The 22,661-nt window shown below is 72.4% G+C and carries 20 protein-coding genes and 1 pseudogene; 11 read left to right on the top strand and 10 right to left on the bottom strand.

The window, feature by feature from the left end; genetic code table 11:
- Positions 1-102 precede the first annotated feature (102 nt).
- Positions 103-678, top strand: coding sequence for a TetR/AcrR family transcriptional regulator (locus tag Pdca_RS15935; protein WP_085913847.1), 576 nt, complete (start codon positions 103-105; stop codon positions 676-678).
- Between the two features lie 19 nt (positions 679-697).
- On the opposite strand, the gene Pdca_RS15930 is transcribed toward Pdca_RS15935, so the two are convergent.
- The 3 genes from Pdca_RS15930 to Pdca_RS15915 all read right to left on the bottom strand — a co-directional run bounded on the left by Pdca_RS15930 (position 698) and on the right by Pdca_RS15915 (position 5,029).
- Complete coding sequence (locus Pdca_RS15930) at positions 698-2,593, bottom strand: ABC transporter ATP-binding protein (RefSeq protein WP_085913848.1); 1,896 nt, start codon at positions 2,591-2,593, stop codon at positions 698-700.
- 260 nt (positions 2,594-2,853) lie between these two features.
- Complete coding sequence (locus Pdca_RS15920; RefSeq protein WP_010240451.1) at positions 2,854-3,063, bottom strand: helix-turn-helix domain-containing protein; 210 nt, start codon at positions 3,061-3,063, stop codon at positions 2,854-2,856.
- 343 nt (positions 3,064-3,406) lie between these two features.
- A complete protein-coding gene (locus Pdca_RS15915) occupies positions 3,407-5,029 on the bottom strand; it encodes an ABC-F family ATP-binding cassette domain-containing protein (protein WP_085913850.1) in 1,623 nt (540 codons plus the stop codon).
- A gap of 158 nt (positions 5,030-5,187) precedes the next feature.
- On the opposite strand from Pdca_RS15915, the gene Pdca_RS15910 reads away from it, so the two are divergent.
- The 5 genes from Pdca_RS15910 (at position 5,188) to Pdca_RS15890 (ending at position 9,920) form a co-directional block, all read left to right on the top strand.
- Positions 5,188-5,964: an SDR family oxidoreductase gene (locus Pdca_RS15910; protein ID WP_085913851.1), complete on the top strand. Its 777-nt coding sequence runs from the start codon at positions 5,188-5,190 to the stop codon at positions 5,962-5,964.
- A 14-nt stretch (positions 5,965-5,978) separates the two neighbouring features.
- Positions 5,979-7,295: a lycopene cyclase family protein gene (locus Pdca_RS15905; RefSeq protein ID WP_125911431.1), complete on the top strand. Its 1,317-nt coding sequence runs from the start codon at positions 5,979-5,981 to the stop codon at positions 7,293-7,295.
- Between the two features lie 118 nt (positions 7,296-7,413).
- Positions 7,414-7,863, top strand: a complete 450-nt coding sequence (locus Pdca_RS15900) for a universal stress protein (protein WP_085913853.1) — start codon at positions 7,414-7,416, stop codon at positions 7,861-7,863.
- Between the two features lie 3 nt (positions 7,864-7,866).
- Positions 7,867-8,910, top strand: coding sequence for an adenylate/guanylate cyclase domain-containing protein (locus tag Pdca_RS15895; RefSeq protein WP_085913854.1), 1,044 nt, complete (start codon positions 7,867-7,869; stop codon positions 8,908-8,910).
- Positions 8,911-8,954: 44 nt separating this feature from the next.
- Positions 8,955-9,920 (top strand): arylamine N-acetyltransferase family protein, encoded by a 966-nt coding sequence (locus Pdca_RS15890; RefSeq protein ID WP_085913855.1) that lies wholly within the window; start codon positions 8,955-8,957, stop codon positions 9,918-9,920.
- A gap of 72 nt (positions 9,921-9,992) precedes the next feature.
- On the opposite strand, the gene Pdca_RS15885 is transcribed toward Pdca_RS15890, so the two are convergent.
- The 7 genes and pseudogenes from Pdca_RS15885 to Pdca_RS15855 all read right to left on the bottom strand — a co-directional run.
- Positions 9,993-10,409, bottom strand: coding sequence for a metal-sulfur cluster assembly factor (locus Pdca_RS15885; protein ID WP_085913856.1), 417 nt, complete (start codon positions 10,407-10,409; stop codon positions 9,993-9,995).
- The gene (gene sufU, locus Pdca_RS15880) at positions 10,406-10,888 is read right to left on the bottom strand and encodes a Fe-S cluster assembly sulfur transfer protein SufU (protein ID WP_085913922.1); all 483 of its coding nucleotides are present in this window, start codon (positions 10,886-10,888) and stop codon (positions 10,406-10,408) included. Before sufU ends, Pdca_RS15885 begins: the two co-directional genes overlap by 4 nt.
- A 5-nt stretch (positions 10,889-10,893) precedes the next feature.
- Positions 10,894-12,231: a cysteine desulfurase gene (locus Pdca_RS15875; protein WP_232021590.1), complete on the bottom strand. Its 1,338-nt coding sequence runs from the start codon at positions 12,229-12,231 to the stop codon at positions 10,894-10,896.
- 2 nt (positions 12,232-12,233) lie between these two features.
- Entirely contained in the window at positions 12,234-12,995 is a 762-nt protein-coding gene (gene sufC / locus Pdca_RS15870) for a Fe-S cluster assembly ATPase SufC (protein ID WP_085913857.1), read from the bottom strand.
- A 73-nt stretch (positions 12,996-13,068) separates the two neighbouring features.
- On the bottom strand, positions 13,069-14,259 hold the full coding sequence (gene sufD / locus Pdca_RS15865) for a Fe-S cluster assembly protein SufD (RefSeq protein WP_232021589.1): 1,191 nt from the start codon (positions 14,257-14,259) through the stop codon (positions 13,069-13,071).
- A complete protein-coding gene (sufB, locus tag Pdca_RS15860) occupies positions 14,256-15,692 on the bottom strand; it encodes a Fe-S cluster assembly protein SufB (RefSeq protein WP_085913858.1) in 1,437 nt (478 codons plus the stop codon). The genes sufD and sufB overlap by 4 nt, the downstream gene beginning before the upstream one ends.
- 322 nt (positions 15,693-16,014) lie before the next feature.
- Positions 16,015-16,788: pseudogene (locus Pdca_RS15855) on the bottom strand (helix-turn-helix transcriptional regulator); the annotation flags it as partial.
- Between the two features lie 162 nt (positions 16,789-16,950).
- On the opposite strand from Pdca_RS15855, the gene mptB reads away from it, so the two are divergent.
- The 5 genes from mptB to Pdca_RS15830 all read left to right on the top strand — a co-directional run bounded on the left by mptB (position 16,951) and on the right by Pdca_RS15830 (position 22,599).
- Positions 16,951-18,573: a polyprenol phosphomannose-dependent alpha 1,6 mannosyltransferase MptB gene (gene mptB / locus Pdca_RS15850; RefSeq protein WP_085913859.1), complete on the top strand. Its 1,623-nt coding sequence runs from the start codon at positions 16,951-16,953 to the stop codon at positions 18,571-18,573.
- Complete coding sequence (locus Pdca_RS15845; protein ID WP_085913860.1) at positions 18,570-19,481, top strand: ABC transporter ATP-binding protein; 912 nt, start codon at positions 18,570-18,572, stop codon at positions 19,479-19,481. The genes mptB and Pdca_RS15845 overlap by 4 nt, the downstream gene beginning before the upstream one ends.
- Positions 19,478-20,257: an ABC transporter permease gene (locus Pdca_RS15840; RefSeq protein ID WP_232021588.1), complete on the top strand. Its 780-nt coding sequence runs from the start codon at positions 19,478-19,480 to the stop codon at positions 20,255-20,257. The genes Pdca_RS15845 and Pdca_RS15840 overlap by 4 nt, the downstream gene beginning before the upstream one ends.
- 153 nt (positions 20,258-20,410) lie before the next feature.
- Positions 20,411-21,568, top strand: a complete 1,158-nt coding sequence (locus Pdca_RS15835; RefSeq protein ID WP_197719994.1) for a DUF418 domain-containing protein — start codon at positions 20,411-20,413, stop codon at positions 21,566-21,568.
- Between the two features lie 44 nt (positions 21,569-21,612).
- Complete coding sequence (locus tag Pdca_RS15830) at positions 21,613-22,599, top strand: COX15/CtaA family protein (protein WP_232021587.1); 987 nt, start codon at positions 21,613-21,615, stop codon at positions 22,597-22,599.
- Positions 22,600-22,661 lie beyond the last annotated feature (62 nt).

Genomic DNA, 22,661 nt, shown 5'->3' with positions numbered 1-22,661 from the left:
GCTACCCCCGACGTGTGACGGTTGCAGGTCGTCACAGGGGTAAGCGACGCCACCTCACGTCACCCCCCGGCAAGCCGGACAAGCGTACGGAATACTGGAGTCATGCCCCGCGTCAGCACGGACCAGCTCGCCGCCCGGCGCAGGCAGATCCTGGACGGTGCCCGGACCTGCTTCGCCGATCACGGCTACGAGGGCGCCACCGTCCGCCGCCTGGAGCAGTACACCCGGCTGTCCAGGGGAGCGATCTTCCACTACTTCCGGGACAAGGAGGCGCTGTTCCTGGCGCTGGCCGAGCAGGACGCCACCCGGATGGCCGACGTCGTCGCCGAGCAGGGCCTGGTTCAGGTCATGCGCGACCTGCTCGACACCGACTCCGACCGCAGCTGGCTGGGCACCCGGCTCGAGGTCTCCCGGCGGCTGCGCACCGAACCGGAGTTCCGGGCCCGCTGGCAGGAGCACTCGGTGGCGCTCACCGCGGCGACCCGGGCCCGCCTCGAACGCCAGGCCGGCGCCGGTGCGCTGCGCGACGACGTGCCGGTCCCGGTGCTCGCGCAGTACCTCGAGCTGGTCCTGGAGGGGCTGGTGTCGCACCTGGCGATGGGCCTGCCCACCGACGATCTCGACGCCGTCCTGGACGTCGTGGAGAACGGGGTGCGCGCGGTCACCCGCGCTCCCTGACCCCCTCCGGCAGCCCGGCTCACCGGACCGTCGGTGCGGTCTCCGGGGCGAACTGGGTCCGGTGCAGGGTCGCGTACCGCCCGCCCGCGGCCAGCAGCTCGACGTGGGTTCCGGTCTCGACGACCCGGCCGGCCTCCAGGACGGCGATCCGGTCGGCGGCCCGGACGGTGGACAGCCGGTGCGCGATCACGATCGCGGTCCGTCCGACGAGCGCCTCCGCGAGCGCCTCCTGGACGGCGACCTCGGACTCCGAGTCCAGGTGCGCGGTGGCCTCGTCGAGGATCACCACCCGCGGCCGGGCCAGCAGCAGCCGGGCGATCGTCAGCCGCTGACGTTCGCCGCCGGAGAGCCGGTAGCCGCGCTCGCCGACGACGGTGTCCAGCCCGTCCGGCAGCGCGGCCATGAGGTCGCCGAGCCGGGCCCGGTGCAGCGCATCGGTCATCTCGGCCTCGGACGCGTCCGGGGCGGCGTAGCGCAGGTTCCCGCCGATCGTGTCGTGGAACAGGTGCCCGTCCTGGGTGACCATGCCGACGGTGCGGCGCAGCGTCGCGAAGTCCAGGTCCCGCACGTCGACGCCGGACAGCTCGACCGCACCGGAGCCGACGTCGTGGAGTCGCGGGACCAGGCTCGCCAGCGTCGACTTGCCCGCGCCGGAGGTGCCGACCAGCGCGAGCAGCCCGCCGCCGTGCACGTGCAGGTCGATGCCGTGCAGCACCTCTGCGTTGACCCGCTGGTCGAGCACCGCGACCTCCTCCAGCGAGGCCAGGGAGACGTCGGCGGCGTTCGGGTAGGTGAACCGGACGTTCCGCAGTGTGACGTCCACCGGACCGTCGGGCACCGCCCGCGGGCGCTGCGGCTCGGTGATCGACGGGACCAGGTCGAGCACCTCGAAGACCCGCTCGAACGCGACGAGCGCGGTCATGACGTCCACCCTGGCGTTGGCCAGCGCCGTCATCGGCGTGTAGAGCCGGGTGAGCAGCAGCCCGAGCGCGACGATGGTGCCGGCCGGGATCTGCCCGGTCACCGCGAGGTAGCCGCCGAGACCGTAGATCAGCGCCTGGGCGAGTGCGGACACCAGCTGCAACGCGGTCACGAACAGCCGGGACACCATCGCCGAGCGGACGCCGATCTCGCGGACCCGCGCGACCTGGCCCCGGAACACCCCGGCCTCCTGCGCCGGGTCGCCGAACAGCTTCACCAGCGTGGCGCCGGGCGCGGAGAACCGCTCGGTCATCTGGTTGCCCATGGTGGCGTTGAGCTCGGCCGCCTCCCGGCGCAGCTCGGCCAGCCAGACACCCATCCGGCGCGCGGGGAGCACGAACACCGGCAGCAGCAGCATCGCGAGCAGGGTGACCTGCCAGGCCAGGCCGAGCATGACGGCGATCGCCAGCACCAGCTGGATGGTGTTCGCCAGGACCGTGGACAGCGTGCTGGTGATCGCCGTCTGCGCACCGATCACGTCGTTGTTGAGCCTGCTGACCAGCGCCCCGGTGCGGGTCCGCGCGAAGAAGGCCAGCGGCATCGCCTGCACGTGCCGGAACACCGCGACCCGCAGGTCGGCGATCAGGCTCTCGCCGAGCCGGGAGGAGAACCAGCGCCCGGCGAGCCCGACCACCGCTTCCAGCACGGCCATCCCGGCGATCGCGCCGGCGATCACGATGATCACCCGGGCCGCGTCCGGCAGCTCGTTCGCGGCGACGATGGTGTTGACCACCCGGCCGGCCAGCAGCGGGGTGAGGACGCCGATCACGGCGGTGACCGTGGTCAGCGCCAGGTAGCCGATCAGCCAGCGGCGGTACGGCCGGACGAAACCCCAGATCCGGGGCCAGGTGCCCTTCGCGATGGAGCCGCGGCGGATGGACTGTGAGTCCGCTCCCCGGATGACCCCGCGCATCAGGGTGAGCGGGCGATCCAACGATGTTCCCCTTCGCCGGTGGTGGACGGCGAGGGTTCACGTTACGACGGCGACGATCAGGGGGCGCGGCGGCAGGCGAGTGGCAGGGCGGCGGGTGGCACGGCGGCCGGTGGCACGGCGGCGGCTGGCACGGTGGCGGCCGGCCACATTCTCGGGTCGCGACATGCGACGACGCCGTACCGGGCCGGTGACGGGCACGGTCGGCGTCGTCGGTGGTCTCTGCGGTACCGCTTGCGCCGGCTGCTCGACGGGACGGTCGGTTACTTCTTCTTGGTGCGGGTCGCCCCGCCGCGACCGCGCAGGGTCACTCCCGTCTCGGAGAGGACGCGGTGCACGAATCCGTACGACCGGCCGGTCTGCTCGGCGAGCGAGCGGATACTGGCACCCTTCTCATACTTCTTCTTCAGGTCGGCTGCGAGTTTCCCCCGCTGCGTCCCGGTGATCCGGGCGCCCTTCTTCAGCTCGGCCATGGGCCCTCCTCATCCCCACCGCGGATGCCCCCGCGGACCGCCGCATCCGGCGCGACGGTCAGGCCATGATGATCCAGATGAGGATTTCTGGCCAGAACGCGGAAAACGCGATCGGTGAGCGGTTACCCCGAATGGCGCACACGGTTCAGTGAGCAGTCGAGCGATCGTCCATCGATCAGCAGAATGGCGTCACCCGTTGGAATCGATCCCGCACCATTCCGGCCGTCGCCGATCACAGCGGCTCATCAAGATCGACGATCTTGGTGCTCCGGACGGGTGATCACACTCCCGTGCGACGACCGGTCGGTGGACGCGCCGGTCAGCGGCCGGTGGGTGGCCCGGATCAGGCCAGCTGGACGAGCTCGAGGTAGTCGGCCGACCAGTGGTCCTCGGTGCCGTCCGGCAGCACGATCACCCGGTCCGGCTCGAGCGCCTCCACCGCACCCGGGTCGTGCGTCACCAGCACCACGGCGCCCTCGAACCGGCGCAGCGCGTCGAGCACCTGCTCGCGGCTCGCCGGGTCCAGGTTGTTCGTGGGCTCGTCGAGCAGCAGCACGTTCGCCGCGGACGACACCAGCCCGGCCAGCGCGAGCCGCGTCCGCTCACCGCCGGACAGCGTGCCGGCCGGCTGGTCGAGCTGCTCACCGGTGAACATGAACGACCCCAGCAGGGTGCGGAGCTGCTGTTCCGGGGCGTCCGGCGAGGCGTGCCGGATGTTGTCCCAGACCGACGCGTCCATGTCGAGGGTGTCGTGCTCCTGGGCGAAGTAGCCGGTCCGCAGGCCGTGCCCGGGGATCACCTCGCCGGCGTCCGGGTCCTCGGCCCCGGCGAGCACCCGCAGCAGGGTGGTCTTGCCGGCCCCGTTGAAGCCCAGAACCACGACCTTCGCCCCACGGTCGACCGCCAGGTCGACGCCGGTGAACACCTCCAGCGACCCGTAGGCCTTGGACAGGCCCTCCGCGGTCATCGGGGTCCGCCCGCACGAGGCCGGAGTCGGGAACCGGATCTTGGCGACCCGGTCGGCCTGGCGCTCGTCGTCGAGACCGGCCAGGAGCTGGTCGGCACGCCGGGCCATGTTCTTCGCCGCGACGGCCTTGGTCGCCTTGGCGCCCATCTTCGCCGCCTGGGTGTGCAGCGCGGAGGCCTTCTTCTCGGCGTTGGCGCGCTCGCGGCGACGGCGCTTCTCGTCGGTCGCGCGGGCCTCCTGGTACCGCTTCCAGTCCATGTTGTACTGGTCGGCCTCACCGCGGGTGGCGTCGAGGAACCACACCTTGTTGACGACCGCGGCCAGCAGATCGGTGTCGTGGCTGATCACCACGAGGCCGCCCTCGTGGCTCTGCAGGAACGAGCGCAGCCAGGTGATCGAGTCGGCGTCGAGGTGGTTCGTCGGCTCGTCGAGCAGCAGCGTGGTCGCCGACTGCGAGCCGCCGTCGGAGGCCGCGAACAGGATGCGGGACAGCTCCACCCGGCGCCGCTGACCGCCGGACAGCGTCCGCATCGGCTGGGCCAGCACCCGGTCCGGCAGACCGAGATGGGTGCAGATCCGGGCGGCCTCCGATTCGGCGGCGTACCCGCCGAGCGCCGAGAACCGCTCCTCCAGCCGGCCGTACTCACGGACCGTCTTCTCGTTCTCCGGGCCGTCGACCAGCTCGGCCATCGCCGTCTGGGCCTTCTCCATCTTCGCCAGCAGCGTGTCGAGGCCGCGGGCGGAGAGCACCCGGTCCTTCGCCGTGACCGACAGGTCGCCCTCCCGCGGGTCCTGCGGCAGGTAGCCGACCGGCGAGTTGGAGCGGACGTCGCCGGAGTAGGGCTCGCCCTCCCCCGCCAGCACCCGCATCGAGGTCGTCTTCCCGGCACCGTTGCGGCCGACCAGGCCGATCCGGTCGCCGGGCTGGACCCGCAGATCCGCCCCGGAGAGCAGGATCCGCGATCCGGCGCGGAGTTCGAGGGCGGTCGCGGTGATCACGTGACAGGGCTCCAGACGGAGTCGACGGGGTGGGCGCTGAGAGTTCAAGAGCAACGGCGCGGGCACACGGGTGCCCGGCGACACCGGCTACTCGATCAGGACCACCACGCCAGGTTACCGGCCGGGGCGACCCGTTTCCCCACGTAGGGTCGGCTCCCATGACCGATCTCACCTTGTCCGGGCGGGCGGCGCTGGTCACCGGCGGCTCCCGCGGCATCGGGTACGGCATCGCGGCGGGGCTGCTCGCCCGCGGCGCGTCGGTGACGATCACCGGGCGGCGCGCGCCGGAGCTGGCCGAGGCCGCCGCCGCGCTCGCCGACGAGACCGGCACCGACCCGGCGCGGGTGCTCGCCGTGCCGGGCAACGCCGGCGACGCGGCGCACCGTGCCGAGGTCGCCGACCGGACCGTCGAGACCTTCGGTTCGCTCGACGTGCTGATCAACAACGCCGGCGTCAACCCGCAGTACGGCCCGCTGGTCGACGCCGACCTGGCAGCGGTCCGGAAGATCTTCGAGGTCAACGTGGTCGCCGCGCTGGGGTTCGTGCAGCAGGCGCACCGGGCCTGGATGGGTGAGCACGGCGGATCGGTGGTGAACGTGGCCTCGGTCGGCGGACTGCGGCCGACCGGGGTGATCGGCGCCTACGGCGCCTCGAAGGCCGCCCTGATCAAGCTGACCGAGGAGCTGGCCGGGCAGCTCGGGCCGGGGATCCGGGTGAACGCGGTCGCCCCCGCGGTGGTGAAGACCCGGTTCGCCGAGGCGCTGTACGCGCACGACGAGGCGGGGGTCGCCGCCGGCTACCCGATGAAGCGGCTCGGTGTGCCGTCAGACGTCGCCGACGCCGTCGCCTTCCTGGTCTCCGACGCCGCGTCCTGGATCACCGGCGAGACACTGCGGATCGACGGTGGCAGCCTGGCCACCGGCCGGAACGTCTGACGGGGAGGACCGGGGTGCGACGCACGGAAGCGGCGGTGGACGTGCTCGTGCTCGGCGGCGGCCCGGCCGGCCGGGCGCTCGCCGGAGCGTGTGCGGCGCACGGCCTGCGGACCGCGCTCGCCGATCCCGCCCCGGACCTGCCGTGGAGTGCCACCTACTGCGCCTGGCCGGAGGAGCTGCCCGCCGACCTGCCCCGCTCGGTGCTGGCCGCCCGGCCGCGGGCACGGGCGGTGCTGCCCGGTGGCGGCGGCGACCGGGACCTGGGTCCGTACGCGGTGCTGGACACCGCGGGCCTGCGCGCCCATCTGGACTCCCGGCTCGGCGGGGTGACCGTCCTCGCCGGGCGGGCGGACGCCGGGGACCTGTGCCCCGGCGGCGGCCGGTACCGGGTCTCCTTGCGGGCGCCGGGAGCCGGATCGGGCGCGCCGGGTGACCGGGACCGCGCGGGCGGCGTGGGGACCCAGGGTGCGCCGGCCGCAGCGGGCTCGTCGCCGGTACCGGCCGCAGCCGACGCCCTGGTCGTCGACACCGCGCTCGTCGTCGATGCCACCGGGGCCCCGTCGCGGCTGCGGCCGGTCGCCGGGCCGGCGGCCGAGCAGACCGCGTACGGCGTCGTCGTCCCGGCGGACGTGGCTCGTCCGGTCCTCGCGCCCGGCGAGGCGGTGTTCATGGACTGGCGCCCTCCCGGCCCCGGGAGCGCACCCGGCTGGACCGACTGGCCGACGTTCCTCTACGCCGTCCCCTACGGCGACGGGACGGTCCTGCTGGAGGAGACGTCGCTGGCGCGGCGGCCCGGACTCCCGCTCCCCGAGCTGCGGGAGCGCCTGACGGCGCGGCTGGCCGGGCTCGGTATCGCGGTGCCCGGCGACGCCCCGGTGGAGCGGGTCCGGTTCCCGGTCGACTCGCCTCGCGCGGCGGCGCATCCGGTGCCGTTCGGTGCGGCGACGCCGCTCGTGCACCCGGCGACCGGGTTCAGCGTCGCCCCCGCGTTGCGGCTCGCCCCGGAGGTGGCGGCCGTACTGGGCCGGCACCTTCCGGCCGACCCGGCCGCAGCGGTGTCGGCGGCGACCGGGCTGCTGTGGTCGCCGTCGGCGCGGATGGTGCACCAGCTGCGCCGGCACGGATTGCAGACCGTGCTCGACCTGCCGGCCCGGCTGGTGCCGGGCTTCTTCGACGCCTTCTTCGCGGGCCGCAGCGGACGGGCGTTCCTCACCGGCCGCGAGGACCTGCCCGGGACACTCGCCGGGATGGCGGGCGTGTTCCGGGCAGCGCCCGCACCGGTCAAGGGACACATGCTTCGTTCGGCCGTACGATTTCGCCCGGTCGGGTGATGACGGGCCGCCACACCGGTCGGTCGACAGGGGTACCGGTAGTAACATCGGGGTACTCAGCGTCGAGGGGCCGCCCGCACCGAGCGGCTGCGGTCCCGCTCCCCATCGGAGGCTGCCCATGCCCGCTTACCAGACCATCGTCGTCGGGACGGACGGCTCGTCGACCTCGTTCGCGGCCGTCGAGCGCGCGGCGGGTGTGGCCGCCGACAGCGGCGCCACCCTCGTCATCGTGTCCGCGTACACCCCGGCCAGCCGCGAGGACACCGCCGCCGCCGAGGACGCGCTCAAGGACGAGGCCTACCTGGTCACCGGCTGGACGCCCGCCGAGGAGGCGCTGCGCGAGGCAGCCGACCGGGCGGCCGCAGCCGGCGCCCGGAAGGTGACCACGCACGCCGAGGACGGCGCGCCGGTCGACGTGCTCCGCAAGGCGGTCAAGGACAACAAGGCGGATCTGCTGGTCATCGGCAACCGTGGCCTCAACACGTTCTCCGGGCGGCTGCTCGGCTCGGTCCCCGCGGACGCCACCCGCCGCGCCGGGGTGGACGTGCTCGTCGTGCACACCACCTGAGCCGTGTCCGACGAGCCCGCCCCCGGCCCCCGGCCGCTCCCCGATCCCGCGCAGATCGACTGGAGCGAGATCGAGGGCCCCGTCCTCGACGAGTTCATCCTCGGTGCTCCCCGCGAGTTCACCCGGGACGAGCTCGTCGAGGCCACCGGGCTCGACCCGGAGGAGTCCGGCCGGTTGTGGCGGGCACTCGGATTCCCCGATCCCGCCCCGGACGAGCGGGTCTTCACCCGGGTCGATCTCGAGGCCGCGCGCAAGGTCGTCGACCTCACCCGCGAGTGGCTGCCCGAGCACGGGCCCCGGGAGGCCGTCGCCCGGGCGATCGCGCAGTCGCTGTCCCGGCTCGCGGAGTGGCAGGTCGGGATGCTCGCGCAGGTCGCGGCGGCGCACGTCGGCGAGCTGACCCCGCTGGCCGCCGCCCGGCTCGCCGCCGAGGTCCTCCCCGAGCTGGAGAGTCTGCAGTCCTACGTGTGGCGGCGGCATCTCGCGGCGACCGCGGTCCGGTGGACGGCGGGCGCCCAGCGCTCCGACGGTGAGCTGATCTCCGCCGACACCTGGCCGCTGTCGGTCGGCTTCGCGGACATGGTCGGGTTCACCCGTACCACCCGCCGCCGCTCGATGGCCGAGCTCGGCGAGATGATCGAGCGGTTCAGCGACGTCACCAACGAGGTCATCGCGAACGGCCGCGGCCGGATCATCAAGACCGTCGGCGACGAGGTCCTGTTCGCGACCGAACATCCCGCCGATGCCGCGGCGATCGCGCTCGGGCTGCGGGACCGGGTGCGCATCGAGCCGTCCCTGCCGCCGCTGCGGATCGGGATCGCGCACGGGATGGTGCTGGCCCGCTACGGCGACGTCTACGGCGAGGTCGTCAACGTCGCCTCCCGGCTCACCTCGGAGGCCCGGCCGGACACCGTGCTCGTGGACCGGGAGATGCACGAGTCGTTACGCGACGACCCCCGCTTCGACCTGCGGCGGATCGCCACCCTGCACACCCGCGGCTACACCCACCTGCGCGCCTGGGCGCTGCGCGGCGCACGGGAGCGCTGATTCGAGTTGACCTCGACCCGGGTTCACCGTGCAGGGTCGTGGGCATGACGAGCAACCCGGCGGTGACGCCCATCGCGGCGGCCGTGCCGCCGACCCGATCCGAGACCGCACCGGCCGCCGGAGGCGGCGAATCGGACCCGGCCGCCGGAGATGGCGGGTCGCGTCCGGACGTGGCGGCCTACCTCGACCGGATCGGCGTCGCCCCCGGCCCGCCGGACACGGCGCTGCTGCGCCGGATCGTCCGCGCGCACGTCGCGACGATCCCGTTCGAGAACCTGGATCCGTTCACCGGCACCGAGCCGCCCGTCGACCGGGCAGACATCGTCGGCAAGCTGGTGCACGGGCGCCGCGGCGGCTGGTGCTTCGAGAACAACCGGCTGCTGCACGACATGCTCGGCGACCTCGGTTACCGGGTCACCCCGCTGGTCGGACGGGTCCGGCTCGGCGTGGCCGACGGTGATCCACCGACGATGCGCACGCACCGGCTCACCCTGGTCGAGGCCGGAGATCCCGCCGAGGGCACAGCGACCACAGCACCCACTGCGGGCTTCTTCGTCGTCGACGTCGGCTTCGGCGGCACGGTGCCCTCCGAGCCGCTGCGGCTGGTCAGCGGCACCGTCCAGCCGACGGCGCACGCCGAACATCGCTACCGGAGCGACGGCGCGGGCGGCTGGGCCCAGCAGCGGCGCGGCGGCGGGGATTGGCTGACCCAGTACACCTTCGACCTGACGCCGGTGCCCGACATCGACTACGCGATGGGCTCCTGGTACCTCACGCACCATCCGGCGTCGCACTTCCGGAACGGGCTGATCGCCGCGTACTCCGGCCCGGACCGGCGGGCCACCCTGGCCGGGAACCGCTACACCCTGCGCCACACCGACGGCCGCACCGAGGAACGGGAACTCAGTACGCCGGCCCGGGTGATCCGGGCGCTGGAGGACGAGTTCGGCATCGACACCTCGGGCGTCAGCGGCCTGGAGCAGCGCATCCGCACCGTCCACTTCGGCTGAGCCACCCCACACATGCCACGAGCGGGCCCCCGGTGGCGACGACCGCCACCCGAGGCCCGCTCGTGAACGGGTTCAGACCCGGAAGCCGAGGGCGCGCAGCTGCTCGCGGCCGTCCTCGGTGATCTTCTCCGGCCCCCACGGCGGCATCCAGACCCAGTTGATCCGGATGTCGGAGACCAGCCCACCGTCCGGACCGGAGGTGAGCGCGGAGCGGGTCTGCTCCTCGATCACGTCGGTCAGCGGGCAGGCCGCCGAGGTGAGGGTCATGTCGATGACGGCCGTGTCGCCGTCCCGGTCGATGCCGTAGACGAGGCCGAGATCGACGACGTTGATCCCCAGCTCGGGATCGACGACGTCCTTCATCGCCTCTTCGAGCTGGTCCTGCGAGGCACCCTCGGTCGGGGCCGCCGGCGGCTCGGGCATCCCGGCCGCGCCGCGGACGACGTCGGTGTCCTGCTCGGTGGCCTGCTGCTCGGTCGTGTCGCTCATGCCGGAGATCCCTCCGTCGTTGATGCCGCGTCGGTGGTGTCGATCGTCGCGTCGGTGCGGGAGACCGCATCCTTGAACGCCATCCAACCCAGGAGAGCACATTTCACCCGGGCCGGGTAGCGGGCGACACCGGCGAACGCGACGCCGTCACCGATGACGTCCTCGTCCGGCTCCACCTTGCCACGGCCCTGTGCCATCTCCTGGAACGAGGTCATGATCTTCCATGCCTCGCCGACCGGCCTGCCGACGACGAGATCGTGCAACACCGACACCGACGCCTGGCTGATCGAGCAGCCGAGCGTCTCGTAGGACACGTCCTGAACGGTGTCGCCATCGATCTTGACCCGCAGCGTGACCTCGTCCCCGCAGGTCGGGTTCACGTGGTGGGTCTCGGCGTCGTACGGGTCGCGCAGGCCGGACCCGTGCGGATCGCGGTAGTGGTCCAGGATGATCTCCTGGTACATCTGCTGCAGCTGCACGGCCGTCACACCGTCCCGAAGAACTTCTGGGCGGCCCGGACGCCGTCGGCCAGCGCCTCGACCTCGTCGAGCGTGTTGTACACCGCGAACGACATCCGGGCGCTGGCGACGATCCCGAAGCGCCGGTGCAGCGGCCACGCGCAGTGGTGCCCCACCCGGATCGCGACGCCGGTGTCGTCGAGCACCTGCGACAGGTCGTGGGCATGGATGCCGTCCACGACGAACGACACCGCTCCCCCGCGGCCCTCGGTCGAGGCCGGACCGATGATCCGGACCCCGTCGATCGCCGACAGCTGCTCCAGCGCCGCAGCGGTCAGCTCCGCCTCGTGCGCGGCAACCGCGTCCATCCCGATGGCCTCGAGATAGTCGACGGCGGCACCGAGCCCGACCGCCTGCGAGGTCATCGGCACGCCGGCCTCGAACTTCTGCGGCGGAGCCGCATAGGTCGAGCCCTCCATCCGCACCATCTCGATCATCGACCCACCGGTCAGGAACGGCGGCAGCGCCTCCAGCAGCTCGCGGCGGCCGTAGAGCACACCGACGCCGGACGGGCCGAGCATCTTGTGCCCCGAGAACACCGCGAAGTCGACGCCGAGCGAGTGCAGGTCGACCGGCATGTGCGGCACCGACTGGCAGGCGTCGAGCACCGTCAGCGCGCCGACCGCACCGGCCCGCGCCACCAGCTCCGACACCGGCGCGACGGCGCCGGTCACGTTGGACTGGTGGGTGAAGGCGACGACCTTGGTCCGGTCGGACAGCTCGAGCGAGTCGAGATCGATCCGGCCGTCGTCGGTCACCGGGTACCAGCGCAGGGTCGCCCCGGTCCGCCGGCACAGCTCCTGCCAGGGCACCAGGTTCGCGTGGTGCTCCAGCTCGGTGACGACGACCTCGTCGCCGGGGCCGAGCGCGAACCGCTCGGACGCGGCGTCGAGCCCGGTCCGGATCGAGGCGTTGCCCATGCCGTAGGCGACCAGGTTGATGCCCTCGGTCGCGTTCTTCACGAACACGACCTCGTCATCGCTCGCACCGACGAACGCCGCGATGCGTGCCCGGGCGGACTCGTAGGCGTCGGTGGCCTCCTCGGCGAGCTGGTGCGCACCCCGGTGCACGGCAGCGTTGTGCCGCTCCAGGAACGTGCGCTCGGCGTCGAGCACCTGGCGCGGCCGCTGCGAGGTCGCGCCGGAGTCGAGGTAGACCAGCGGCTTCTCCTCGCGCACGGTGCGCGCGAGGATCGGAAAGTCCGCCCGGATCCGGGCCACGGCGTCGGCACCGAGAGCAGCGCCGGCGGAACGGGAGTCGGCGCTGTGGCCGCCCGCGGTCCCGGTTCCGTGGATGAGGGGCATGATCAGACCGCCGCGGCCTTCGTGAACCGCTCGTAGCCGTTCTTCTCGAGCTCGTCGGCCAGCTCCGGGCCGCCGGACTCGACGACGCGGCCGCCGGAGAACACGTGCACCCGGTCCGGGGTGATGTGGTTCAGGATCCGGGTGTAGTGCGTGATCAGCAGGACCCCGGTCTCGCCGCCGGAGCGGTACCGGTTCACGCCCTCGGAGACGACGCGCAGGGCGTCGACGTCGAGACCGGAGTCGGTCTCGTCGAGGATCGCGAACTTCGGGCTCAGCAGCTCCAGCTGCAGCACCTCGTGCCGCTTCTTCTCACCGCCGGAGAAGCCCTCGTTGACCGAGCGGTCGGCGAACTCGGCGGAGATGTCGAGGCCGGCCATGGCCTCCTTGACCTCCTTGACCCAGGTGCGCAGCTTCGGCGCCTCGCCGCGGGTGGCGGTGGCCGCCGAGCGCAGGAAGTTCGCCATCGACACGCCCGGGACCTCGACCGGGTACTGCATGGCCAGGAACAGCCCGGCCCGCGCCCGCTCGTCGACGGCCATCTCCAGGACGTTCTCGCCGTCCAGGAGCACCTCGCCGCCGGTCACCGTGTACTTCGGGTGCCCGGCGATCGCGTAGGCCAGCGTCGACTTGCCGGAGCCGTTCGGCCCCATGATCGCGTGCGTCTCGCCCGCGCTGACGGTGAGATTCACGCCGCGCAGGATCTCCTTGGGACCGTCCTCGGTCTCGACCGAGGCGTGCAGGTCCTTGATCTCCAGGGTGGACATCTGTGGTGGTCGCTCCGTATCCGGGAAGAGAGTGTGGGGTGATCGGCGCCGAGCTTCGCTCCGCAAGCTCCGCTCAGGCACCGGTGAGCGCGAGCTCGGCCTCGACGGCCGCCTCGAGGCGCTCCTTGAGCTCCGGCAGCGTGATCTTGTTGAGGACCTCGCCGAAGAACCCGCGGACGACCAGGCGGCGGGCCTGGTCCTCAGGGATGCCGCGGCTGCGCAGATAGAACAGCTGCTCGTCGTCGAACCGGCCGGTGGCGCTGGCGTGGCCGGCGCTCACGATCTCGCCGGTCTCGATCTCCAGGTTCGGCACCGAGTCGGCCCGGGCGTGCTCGGTGAGCACCAGGTTCCGGTTGAACTCGAACGTCTCGGTGTTCTCCGCGGCCGCCCGGATCAGCACGTCGCCGATCCACACCACGTGCGCGGAGTCGCGCGAGTCGCTCTGCAGCGCGTTCTTGTAGAGCACGTTGGACTTGCAGTTCGGCACCGAGTGGTCGACCAGCAGCCGCTGCTCCAGGTGCTGACCGGCGTCGGCGAAACCGAGGCCGAGCAGCTCCGCGTCGCCGCCGGGGCCCGCGTAGCCGATCGTCGAGGACACCCGGACCAGGTCGCCGCCCAGCTGCACCGTGATCGCGCGCAGCGTGGCGTCGCGCCCGATGCTGTGGTGCTCGGAGCCGACGTGCACGGCGTCGTCGTTCCACTCCTCGGTCACCACGAGATCGAGCCGGGAGCCGTCCGCGACGACGACCTCGGTGTTGTCGGCCAGCACACCCGAACCCCGGTGCACGACGACGACCGTCGCCTGCGTGTGCGGGGTGGTGCGGATGTGCAGGTGACCGGCCGCCGTGACGCCCTCGCCCGGGCCCTCGACGGTGATCGTCACCGGGTCGAGCTTCTCCCCGTCCAGGGTGACCAGGGTGGCCTCGCCGAAGCCGGACCAGGCTGCGGCGGCGACCCGGTCGAACGGGACACCGCCCTCGCCGATCCGGGCGTCGTCGCGGCCGACCTTCTCGACCGTCACCCCGGCGGCCTCGGTGACCGAGACCGCGGCGGTGCCCTCGAACGCGGCAGTGCCGTCGTGCAGGCCCTTGAGCCTGCGCATCGGGGTGAACCGCCAGTTCTCCTCGCGGCCACCCGGAACCTCGAACGCGTCCACGTCGAAGGACTGGAAGCGCTCGCCGGCGGAGGCGATCGGGACCTCGCCCTGACCCTCCTTGGCGCCCTTCAGCTCGGGCGCGAGGCCGGCAACGTCACTCGTCGTCATCCGACGGAACCCTCCATCTGCAGTTCGATCAGCCGGTTCAGTTCCAGCGCGTACTCCATCGGCAGCTCGCGCGCGATGGGCTCGACGAACCCGCGCACGACCATCGCCATGGCCTCGTCCTCGGTCAGACCGCGGCTCATCAGGTAGAAGAGCTGGTCGTCCGAGACCTTCGAGACCGTGGCCTCGTGACCCATCGACACGTCGTCGTTGCGGATGTCGACGTAGGGGTAGGTGTCCGACCGCGAGATCGTGTCCACCAGCAGGGCGTCGCACTTCACCGTCGAACGGGAGTTCTTCGCACGCGGGTTGACCTGGACCAGGCCACGGTAGGACGTCCGGCCGCCGCCACGGGCCACCGACTTCGACACGATCGTGGACGACGTGTTCGGCGCCATGTGCACCATCTTGGCGCCGGCGTCCTGGTGCTGGCCCTCGCCCGCGAACGCGATCGAGAGGACCTCGCCCTTGGCGTGCTCGCCCATCAGCCACACGGCCGGGTACTTCATGGTCACCTTGGAGCCGAGGTTGCCGTCGACCCACTCCATGGTCGCGCCCTCCTCGGCCTTGGCGCGCTTGGTGACCAGGTTGTAGACGTTGTTCGACCAGTTCTGGATCGTGGTGTAGCGGCAGCGGCCGCCCTTCTTGACCACGATCTCGACGACGGCCGAGTGCAGCGAGTCGGTCTTGTAGATCGGCGCGGTGCAGCCTTCGACGTAGTGCACGTAGGCACCCTCGTCGACGATGATCAGCGTCCGCTCGAACTGGCCCATGTTCTCGGTGTTGATCCGGAAGTAGGCCTGCAGCGGGATGTCGACGTGCACGCCCGGCGGGACGTAGATGAACGAGCCACCCGACCAGACAGCGGAGTTCAGCGCGGAGAACTTGTTGTCCCCGGACGGGATGACCGAGCCGAAGTACTCCCGGAACAGCTCAGGGTGCTCCTTCAGCGCGGTGTCGGTGTCCAGGAAGATGACGCCCTGCTCCTCGAGGTCCTCACGGATCGAGTGGTAGACGACCTCGGACTCGTACTGCGCGGCGACACCGGAGACCAGGCGGGCCTTCTCGGCCTCGGGGATGCCCAGCTTGTCGTAGGTGTTCTTGATGTCCTCGGGCAGGTCCTCCCAGGTGGCGGCCTGCTTCTCCGAGGAGCGCACGAAGTACTTGATGTTGTCGAAGTCGATCCCGGACAGGTCGGAGCCCCAGCGCGGCATCGGCTTCTTGCCGAAGATGTCGAGCGCCTTCTGCCGGAACTCCAGCATCCACTCGGGCTCGCTCTTCAGGCGGGAGATGTCGGCGACGACCTCGGAGGAGAGTCCACGCTTCGCGATGGAGCCCGCCTCGTCGGAGTCGGCCCAGCCGAAGTCGTACCGGCCGAGTGCCGCGATCGTCTCCTCCTGCGTGAGCTCGGTGCGCACATCAGGAGTGGTCGTCATAAGGACTGCCTCCCTTTCGGGGACCGTGGTGGGAGATGGACTCGCCTCCGGCGAGACCGTCTTCTTCTTGCACCTGCCGCACCTGCGAGGTGGGTCGCCGACTCACGGTGCCGGAGCGGTGGTCTTCTTCTTGCACCTGCCGCACCTGCGAGGTGGGTCGCCGACTCACGGTGCCGGAGCGGTGGTCTTCTTCTTGCACCTGCCGCACCCGCGACGCGGGTTGCTCACCCACGGAGCCGGGGCGGTGGTCATCTTCTTGCACCTGCCGCACCCGCGACGCGGGTTGCTCACCCACGGTGCCGGAGCGGTGGTCTTCCTCGTGCACCTGCCGGGTTCGCTGGGGCGGGGGTTGTGGGCCCCCTGCCCCTGGCCGGCGTTTCTCGTGGTGCTTCGTCCGCACGAGAAGTTCGGGATCCTCGAGCGGGACGTGTGTGGTGCACGCGGCATCGCCCCGTGCGATCGTCGCCAGCCGCTGCACGTGGGTACCCAGGATATCGGCGAAGGCACGCGTCTCGGCCTCGCAGAGTTCCGGGAACTCGGTGGCGACGTGCGCCACCGGGCAGTGGTGCTGGCACAGCTGCACCCCGAGCCCGCCGCGGCGGGTCTGCGCAGCGTAGCCACGGGCGCTGAGCACCCGGGCGAGCGCCTCGGCGCGATCCTGCGGTGCGGCGAACGCGGTGACCGACTCCATGTCGGCCCCGAGCAGGTCCCGAACACGGCGGCGCGCGAACGCGTCCACCGCCTGCTCGCCGGCGGTCTCCGCGAGGAAACGCAGTGCCGATGTGGCCAGATCGTCGTAACCGTGCCCGAACCTGACCCGGCCGGTGTCGGTGAGCAGGTACTCCCGGGCCGGACGGCCGCGCCCACGTGGGCGGGCCGACCGCACCGGCGCCCGGACCTCGGCCTCGCCGTCGGCGATCAGCGCATCCAGGTGCCGCCGCACGGCGGCCTCGGTGAGACCCAGCTCGCCCGCCACGATGGCGGCCGTCACCGGACCCTGCTCCATGAGCACCCGTGCCACAGCGGCCCGGGTGCTGGTCCCGGACGCGGGCAGCACCGCGTCGGACCCGTGCCCGCAGGCGGGGTCCTGGCGCATCTGCGCGGTCCGGTTCGTTTTCACAACACCAGTGTTGCGGATATACCCGCCGTCGGCAAAACCACCCCCGCTGCGGGTGACCGGGCTCACCCCACCTTCCGGTCGCGGCCGGTGAGGACCGGTACCCGGTGCCCGCAGGTGCGCCCTCTAACCTTCGTGGTCATGGTGACGCCCGAGGTCGCCCCACCCGGGCGCGACGACTCCCCCAGGCGAGCGGAGCCGTCGGCAGATCCGGACGGCCCCCGCTCCGGTAAGCGGCCGACGATCCGGCGCGGTCTGCGGGACCAGGCCCGGATCGCCCGGCGGCTCGGGCTGACCGGCGCGATCCTGATGGGCATCAGCGCGCTGGGCTCCGGCGCGTTCCCGGTGCCGAACCCGCTGAACGGCCTCCGGGTGATCGGGCTGCCCGCCCGCAACGTCACCCTCGCGATCGCCGTCACCTACGCCGGACTGCTGATGGTGGTCACGGCGTGGCTCTGGATCGCCCGGATGCTCACCGCCCGCGGGGCGAAGCACCCGGCGCCGGAACGCCGCGAGCTGGGCCGCACGGCGTTGCTGTGGGGTCTGCCGCTGGCGCTCGCACCGCCGATGTTCTCCAAGGACATCTACAGCTACCTGGCACAGAGCGCGACCCTCGCCCGCGGGATCGATCCGTACTCGATCGGCCCGGCGCAGGCGCTGGGCATCGACGATCCGCTGACCCGCGGGATCCCGACGATCTGGCGGGACACCCCGGCGCCCTACGGACCGCTGTTCCTGGGGCTCGGTCGGGTCATCACCGCGTTGTCCGGGGAGAACGTGGTGCTCGGCATCATGGAGCACCGGATCCTCGCCCTGCTCGGGGTCGGCCTGCTGATCTGGGTACTCCCCCGGCTGGCCGCCCGGTTCGATCTCGACGCGGGCCTGGTGCTGTGGCTCGGCGCCGCGAACCCGCTGGTGCTGTTCCACCTGGTCAGCGGGATCCACAACGAGTCGATCATGATTCCGCTGATGCTGCTCGGGCTCTACGTGATGCTCGGCCCCGACGACACGATCCAACCCTGGTGGAAGATCACGCTCGGCGCCGCGTTGCTGGTCGCGGCGGCGTCGGTCAAGCTCCCCGCGCTGGTCGCGCTCGGCTTCGTCGGCGTCTACCTGATCCGGCGGCGCGGCGGCAAGCTCGTCGACTGGGTGGTGATGACCAGCTGGCTCACCGCGGTCGCCGCGGTGGTCTTCTCGTTCTTCAGCTTCGCGACCGGCCTGGGATTCAACTGGCTGCGCGGCCTGTCGGCGCCGAGCGAGATCCTCAGTCCGATGTCGGTCAGCACCGACATCGGACTGATCGCCGGCCAGGTCGGCCGGCTGGCCGGGCTGGGTGACCACACCGACGCCACGCTCACCCTGGCCCGCGGCCTGTTCGCGATCCCGATCGTGGTGATCGTCATCGTGCTGCTGCTGGCCTGCCTGCGCGGGAAGGTCGAGCCGATCACCGCCACCGGGGCGGCGCTCGGCGCCGTGGTGCTCCTCGGGCCGGTCGTGCACCCCTGGTACCTGTTCTGGGCGCTGCTCCCGCTGGTCGCCACCCGCGCGATGCCGCACTACCGGCGCGCGATGCTGCTGCTCTCGGCGTTCCTCGCACTGGTGGTGCCACCGACCGGCGCCGACTTCATCTTCCGCGGCTTCCAGCTGCCGCTCGCGCTCATCGCGGCGATCGTGATGTTCGCGCTGTCCCTGCTGGTGGTGCAGCGGCTGCTGCGGGCCCCGTCCGCGATGGAGCCCGCACCGGAATCGGAACCGGCCCGGTGAGCGCCGCGCTGGAGGTACGCGACCTGGTCGTCCGCTACGGCCCGGTCACCGCGGTCGACGGTGTCGATCTCGATCTCGCCCGCGGCGAGATCCTCGCGCTGCTCGGCCCGAACGGGGCCGGGAAGTCCAGCACCGTCGAGGTCTGTACCGGCTTCCGCCGGGCCGACGCCGGTGCCGTCACAGTGCTCGGCCGGAACGCCGGCGACGAGGCCGTCCGCCCCCGGGTCGGCGTCATGCCGCAGGGTGGGGGCGCCTACCCGGCCGTCCGGACCGGCGAGATGCTGCACCTGGTCGCGTCCTGCGCGGCGAACCCGATCGACCCGAACCACCTGATCGACGTGCTCGGTCTGCGGCCCCGGGCCGGCACCCCGTTCAAGCGGCTCTCCGGTGGTGAGCAGCAGCGGCTCGCGCTCGCCTGCGCCGTCGTCGGGCGCCCGGAGCTGATCTTCCTCGACGAGCCGACCGCCGGGCTGGATCCGCAGGCCCGGCACCTGGTCTGGGACCTGGTCAGGGCGCTGCGCCGGGACGGCGTGGGGGTCCTGCTGACCACCCACCTGATGGACGAGGCCGAGCAGCTCGCCGACGACGTCGTCATCCTGGACCGCGGCCGGATCGTCGCGCACGGCTCACCCGCCCAGCTCACCGCGGGCGACCAGACCGAGCTGCGGTTCCGGGCCCGTCCCGGGATGGACACAGCCGGGCTGGACTGCCGGCTCCCGCCGGGGTACGCGGCGAGCGAGACCGCCCCCGGCCGGTACCGGGTGCAGGGCCGGATCGATCCCGCCGCTCTGGCCGCCATCACCACATGGTGCGCCGACCAGGGAGTGATGGCCGACGACGTCCAGGTCGTACGCCGCAGCCTGGAGGACGTCTTCCTCGATCTGACCGGACGGGAGCTGCGCTCGTGACCGAACGATTCCCGGCCGGGACGTTCACCCCCGATCCCGGCCGCGGCGACGCACTGACGATGCTGCGTGCGCAGGGCGGCCTGGAGACCAGGCTGGCACTGCGCAACGCCGAGCAGGTGCTGCTCACGCTGCTGATCCCGGCGGCACTGCTGATCGGGCTCACCCTGATCCCCGCACTGCCGTCGCCCGAGCCGAGGGTGAGCTGGTTCCTGGCGTCGATGCTGGCACTCGCCGTGATGAGCTCGGCGTTCACCAGTCAGGCGATCGCGCTCGGCTTCGACCGCCGCTACGGCGCGCTCCGCAGGCTCGCCGCGACCGCGCTGCCGCGCTGGCTGCTGGTCTGCGGCCGTCTGCTCGCGGTCGGCGTCGTCGTGATCCTGCAGATGCTGATCCTGACGGTGCTGGCCGCCTTCCTCGGGTGGACGCCCGCCGGTGCCCGGATCGACGGGGTGCTGATCGCGGTGCTGCTGGGCGCCGCCGCGTTCGGTGCGCTGGGCATCCTGCTCGGCGGGACGCTGCGCGCGGACATCGTGCTCGCGGTGGCCAACGTCGTGTGGTTCGTGCTGCTGCTGGCCGGCGGGATCCTCGTCCCGGTGGCGGACCTGCCCGGTCCGCTCGCCGCGGTGGCCCCGTGGCTGCCGTCGGGTGCACTGGCCGACGCGCTGCGGGTCGCGCTCGGTGAGGGCCGGTTCCCGGCGATCGGCTCGCTGCTGGTGCTCGCCGGATGGGCGGTGGCAGCCGGCCTGGCCGCGGCCAGGCTGGTCCGCTGGCACTGACCCCCCGCCGCGACGGAAGTGGGGTCCCCGATCGACCTCGGTCGGCGAAGATCATCACTTCCGGGGGATCCGGTTGGTCCGGTTTGCCGTCATGATCGGATCCGACCGGATCGCTCAGCGTCCGGCGGCACGCCGACGAGGAGGCATCCGGCCATGACCTACGAGACCGAGCGGGCACCCCGGCCGGGTACCGGCCGCATGCTCGCGCCGGACCTGGCCCGGGGCGCGATGCTGCTGCTCATCGCGATGGCCTACGCCGGGGTCTACGCCGGGGTGCCGTTCGGCACGCCGACGGTGGACGCGGCGGCCCTCGACCGGGTCGCGGCCGTGGCGACCACGCTGCTGCTGGACAACCGGGCGTTCCCGATGTTCGCGATCCTGTTCGGCTACGGCCTCGCCTGGTCGGTGGTCCGGCAGCGCCGGCGCGGGGTCCCCGAGGCCGACAGCAGGCGGCTGGTCCGCCGGCGCGGCCTGTTCCTGGTGCTGTTCGGGCTGGTGCACGCGATCCTGGTGTTCCCGGGCGAGATCCTCGCCTCCTACGGTCTCGCGGCGCTGCTCACCGGGTGGCTGCTGTTCCGGCCGGACCGGACCGTGCGCCGGGCCGCCGTCTGGATCGCTGCCGGCTACGCGCTCACCGTGCCGCTCGGCATGATCGGCCTGTGGTCGATGACGGTCTCCGGCTCCGCCGCGGAGGTGATCCCCGGCTACACCACGGCCGCCGACTGGATCACCCGGATCGTCGGCGCTCCCATCACCCCGCTCTACATCGGGTTCGCCTACCCGCTGCTGCTGCTCGTCGTGCTCGGCTACCTGGCCGCCAGGGCCGGCCTGCTCGAGGACCCGGCGGCGCACCGCCGCACGCTGGCCCGGATCGCCGTCGCCGGCATCAGCGTGTCCGTGCTCGGCGCGCTGCCGGTCGCCCTGATCATCACCGGGGTGCTCGCCCCGGGAGCGCTCACCGGTGGACTGCTGTTCGCGCTGCAGGTGCTGACCGGGGTCGCCGGTGGTGCCGGGTACGCCGCGGCGTTCGCCCTGCTGGGCCTGCGCCTGCAGGACCGGGCGGGCCCGGTGACCGGGGCGGTCGCCGCGATGGGACGACGCTCGCTGAGCTTCTACCTGCTCAACTCGGTGCTGGTGGCGGCCGTGCTGCATCCCGATCTCGGCGGGCTCGGCCGGTCCGTCGGCAACGCCGGTGCACTGGCGGCCGCGGTCGCGGTCTGGCTGGTGTCGCTGCTGATCGCGGCGCGGTTGGAGGCGGCCGGACGCCCGGGCCCCGCCGACGCACTGATGCGTCGTCTGGTGTCCCGGTAACCAGGCGCCGGACACGTCCTTCTACCATTCGTAGTGTGTCCAGCGTGACCGGTCTTCTCCGCCGAGTGCCCTCCACCCCGCCGGTGCTGATGCGCCGGCTGGCGATCGCGAACCTGGTCGCGCAGATCGGGATCGGCGTGACCGGCTCGGTCGTGCGGGTCACCGGTTCCGGGCTCGGCTGCTCGACCTGGCCGCAGTGCGAGCCGGGCAGCATGGTGCCGGTCTCGCACGCCGAGATCGCCCCGCTGCACATGTGGATCGAGTTCGGCAACCGGCTGCTCGGCGTCCTCGTGGTGCTGACCGCCGGGGCCACGCTGCTCGCGGCGCTCGCCACCCGGCCGCGCCGGCGTCGGCTGACCGCGCTCGCGCTGGCGATGCCACTCGGTGTCGTCGCGCAAGCGGTGATCGGCGGGATCACCGTGCTCGCCGGGCTGGCCTGGTGGACGGTGATGCTGCACTTCCTGGCCTCCATGGTGCTGGTGTGGTTCGCGGTACTGCTGGTCACCGCCACCACCGAGGACGAAGGCCCGGTCACCCCGACCGTCCCCGCCGCCGGTCGCGGCCTGGTGCTGTTCTCGACCGCCGTCCTCGCGGTACTGCTGGTCGCCGGGACCCTGGTCACGGCCGCCGGTCCGCACGGCGGCGACCCGGAAACCCCGCGGCTGGCCGTCGACATCCCACTGCTCACCCAGATCCACGTCGACGCGCTGTTCCTCTACCTCGGAGCGCTGGTCGGCATCGGTTTCCTGTTCCGCGCCGTCGGGGCGCCGGCCTCGCTGCACCGCCGCTACGCGACGCTGATCGCCGTCGTCCTGGCCCAGGGGGTACTCGGGAGCGTGCAGTACGCGCTCGGGGTGCCGGAGCTGCTCGTCTCCCTGCACGTGCTCGGGGCGGGTCTGGTGACCGCGGCGGCCGCCTGGATGTGGGCGGGCACCGCGACCCGGCCGGCGCCGTCCGCCGCCGCTCCGCACGCCGTGGATCCCGCACCCGGCAGCCGTCCGCTCGCCGGAGCCACGGCCGACCGCCCCTGACCGCACACCTCGCAGTGCCCACGCTGCGCCCGCCGCACAGGATGTGCCCACACCGTGCCCAC

The organism is Pseudonocardia autotrophica (assembly GCF_003945385.1).
Lineage (GTDB): Bacteria > Actinomycetota > Actinomycetes > Mycobacteriales > Pseudonocardiaceae > Pseudonocardia > Pseudonocardia autotrophica.
Note: the sequence above shows the minus strand (reverse complement) of the source record. Positions and strands in the feature narration are given on the sequence as shown.

What these genes read in the sequence shown, in the direction of transcription:
- Pdca_RS15900 (WP_085913853.1), top strand. Translation starts at nt 7,414, where the DNA reads ATGCCCGCTTACCAGACCATCGTCGTCGGGACGGACGGCTCGTCGACC.
- Pdca_RS15920 (WP_010240451.1), bottom strand. Translation starts at nt 3,063, where the DNA reads ATGGCCGAGCTGAAGAAGGGCGCCCGGATCACCGGGACGCAGCGGGGG.
- sufD (WP_232021589.1), bottom strand. Translation starts at nt 14,259, where the DNA reads ATGACGACGAGTGACGTTGCCGGCCTCGCGCCCGAGCTGAAGGGCGCC.
- Pdca_RS15835 (WP_197719994.1), top strand. Translation starts at nt 20,411, where the DNA reads ATGACCTACGAGACCGAGCGGGCACCCCGGCCGGGTACCGGCCGCATG.
- sufC (WP_085913857.1), bottom strand. Translation starts at nt 12,995, where the DNA reads ATGTCCACCCTGGAGATCAAGGACCTGCACGCCTCGGTCGAGACCGAG.
- Pdca_RS15890 (WP_085913855.1), top strand. Translation starts at nt 8,955, where the DNA reads ATGACGAGCAACCCGGCGGTGACGCCCATCGCGGCGGCCGTGCCGCCG.
- Pdca_RS15875 (WP_232021590.1), bottom strand. Translation starts at nt 12,231, where the DNA reads ATGCCCCTCATCCACGGAACCGGGACCGCGGGCGGCCACAGCGCCGAC.
- mptB (WP_085913859.1), top strand. Translation starts at nt 16,951, where the DNA reads ATGGTGACGCCCGAGGTCGCCCCACCCGGGCGCGACGACTCCCCCAGG.
- Pdca_RS15885 (WP_085913856.1), bottom strand. Translation starts at nt 10,409, where the DNA reads ATGAGCGACACGACCGAGCAGCAGGCCACCGAGCAGGACACCGACGTC.
- Pdca_RS15935 (WP_085913847.1), top strand. Translation starts at nt 103, where the DNA reads ATGCCCCGCGTCAGCACGGACCAGCTCGCCGCCCGGCGCAGGCAGATC.
- sufB (WP_085913858.1), bottom strand. Translation starts at nt 15,692, where the DNA reads ATGACGACCACTCCTGATGTGCGCACCGAGCTCACGCAGGAGGAGACG.
- Pdca_RS15910 (WP_085913851.1), top strand. Translation starts at nt 5,188, where the DNA reads ATGACCGATCTCACCTTGTCCGGGCGGGCGGCGCTGGTCACCGGCGGC.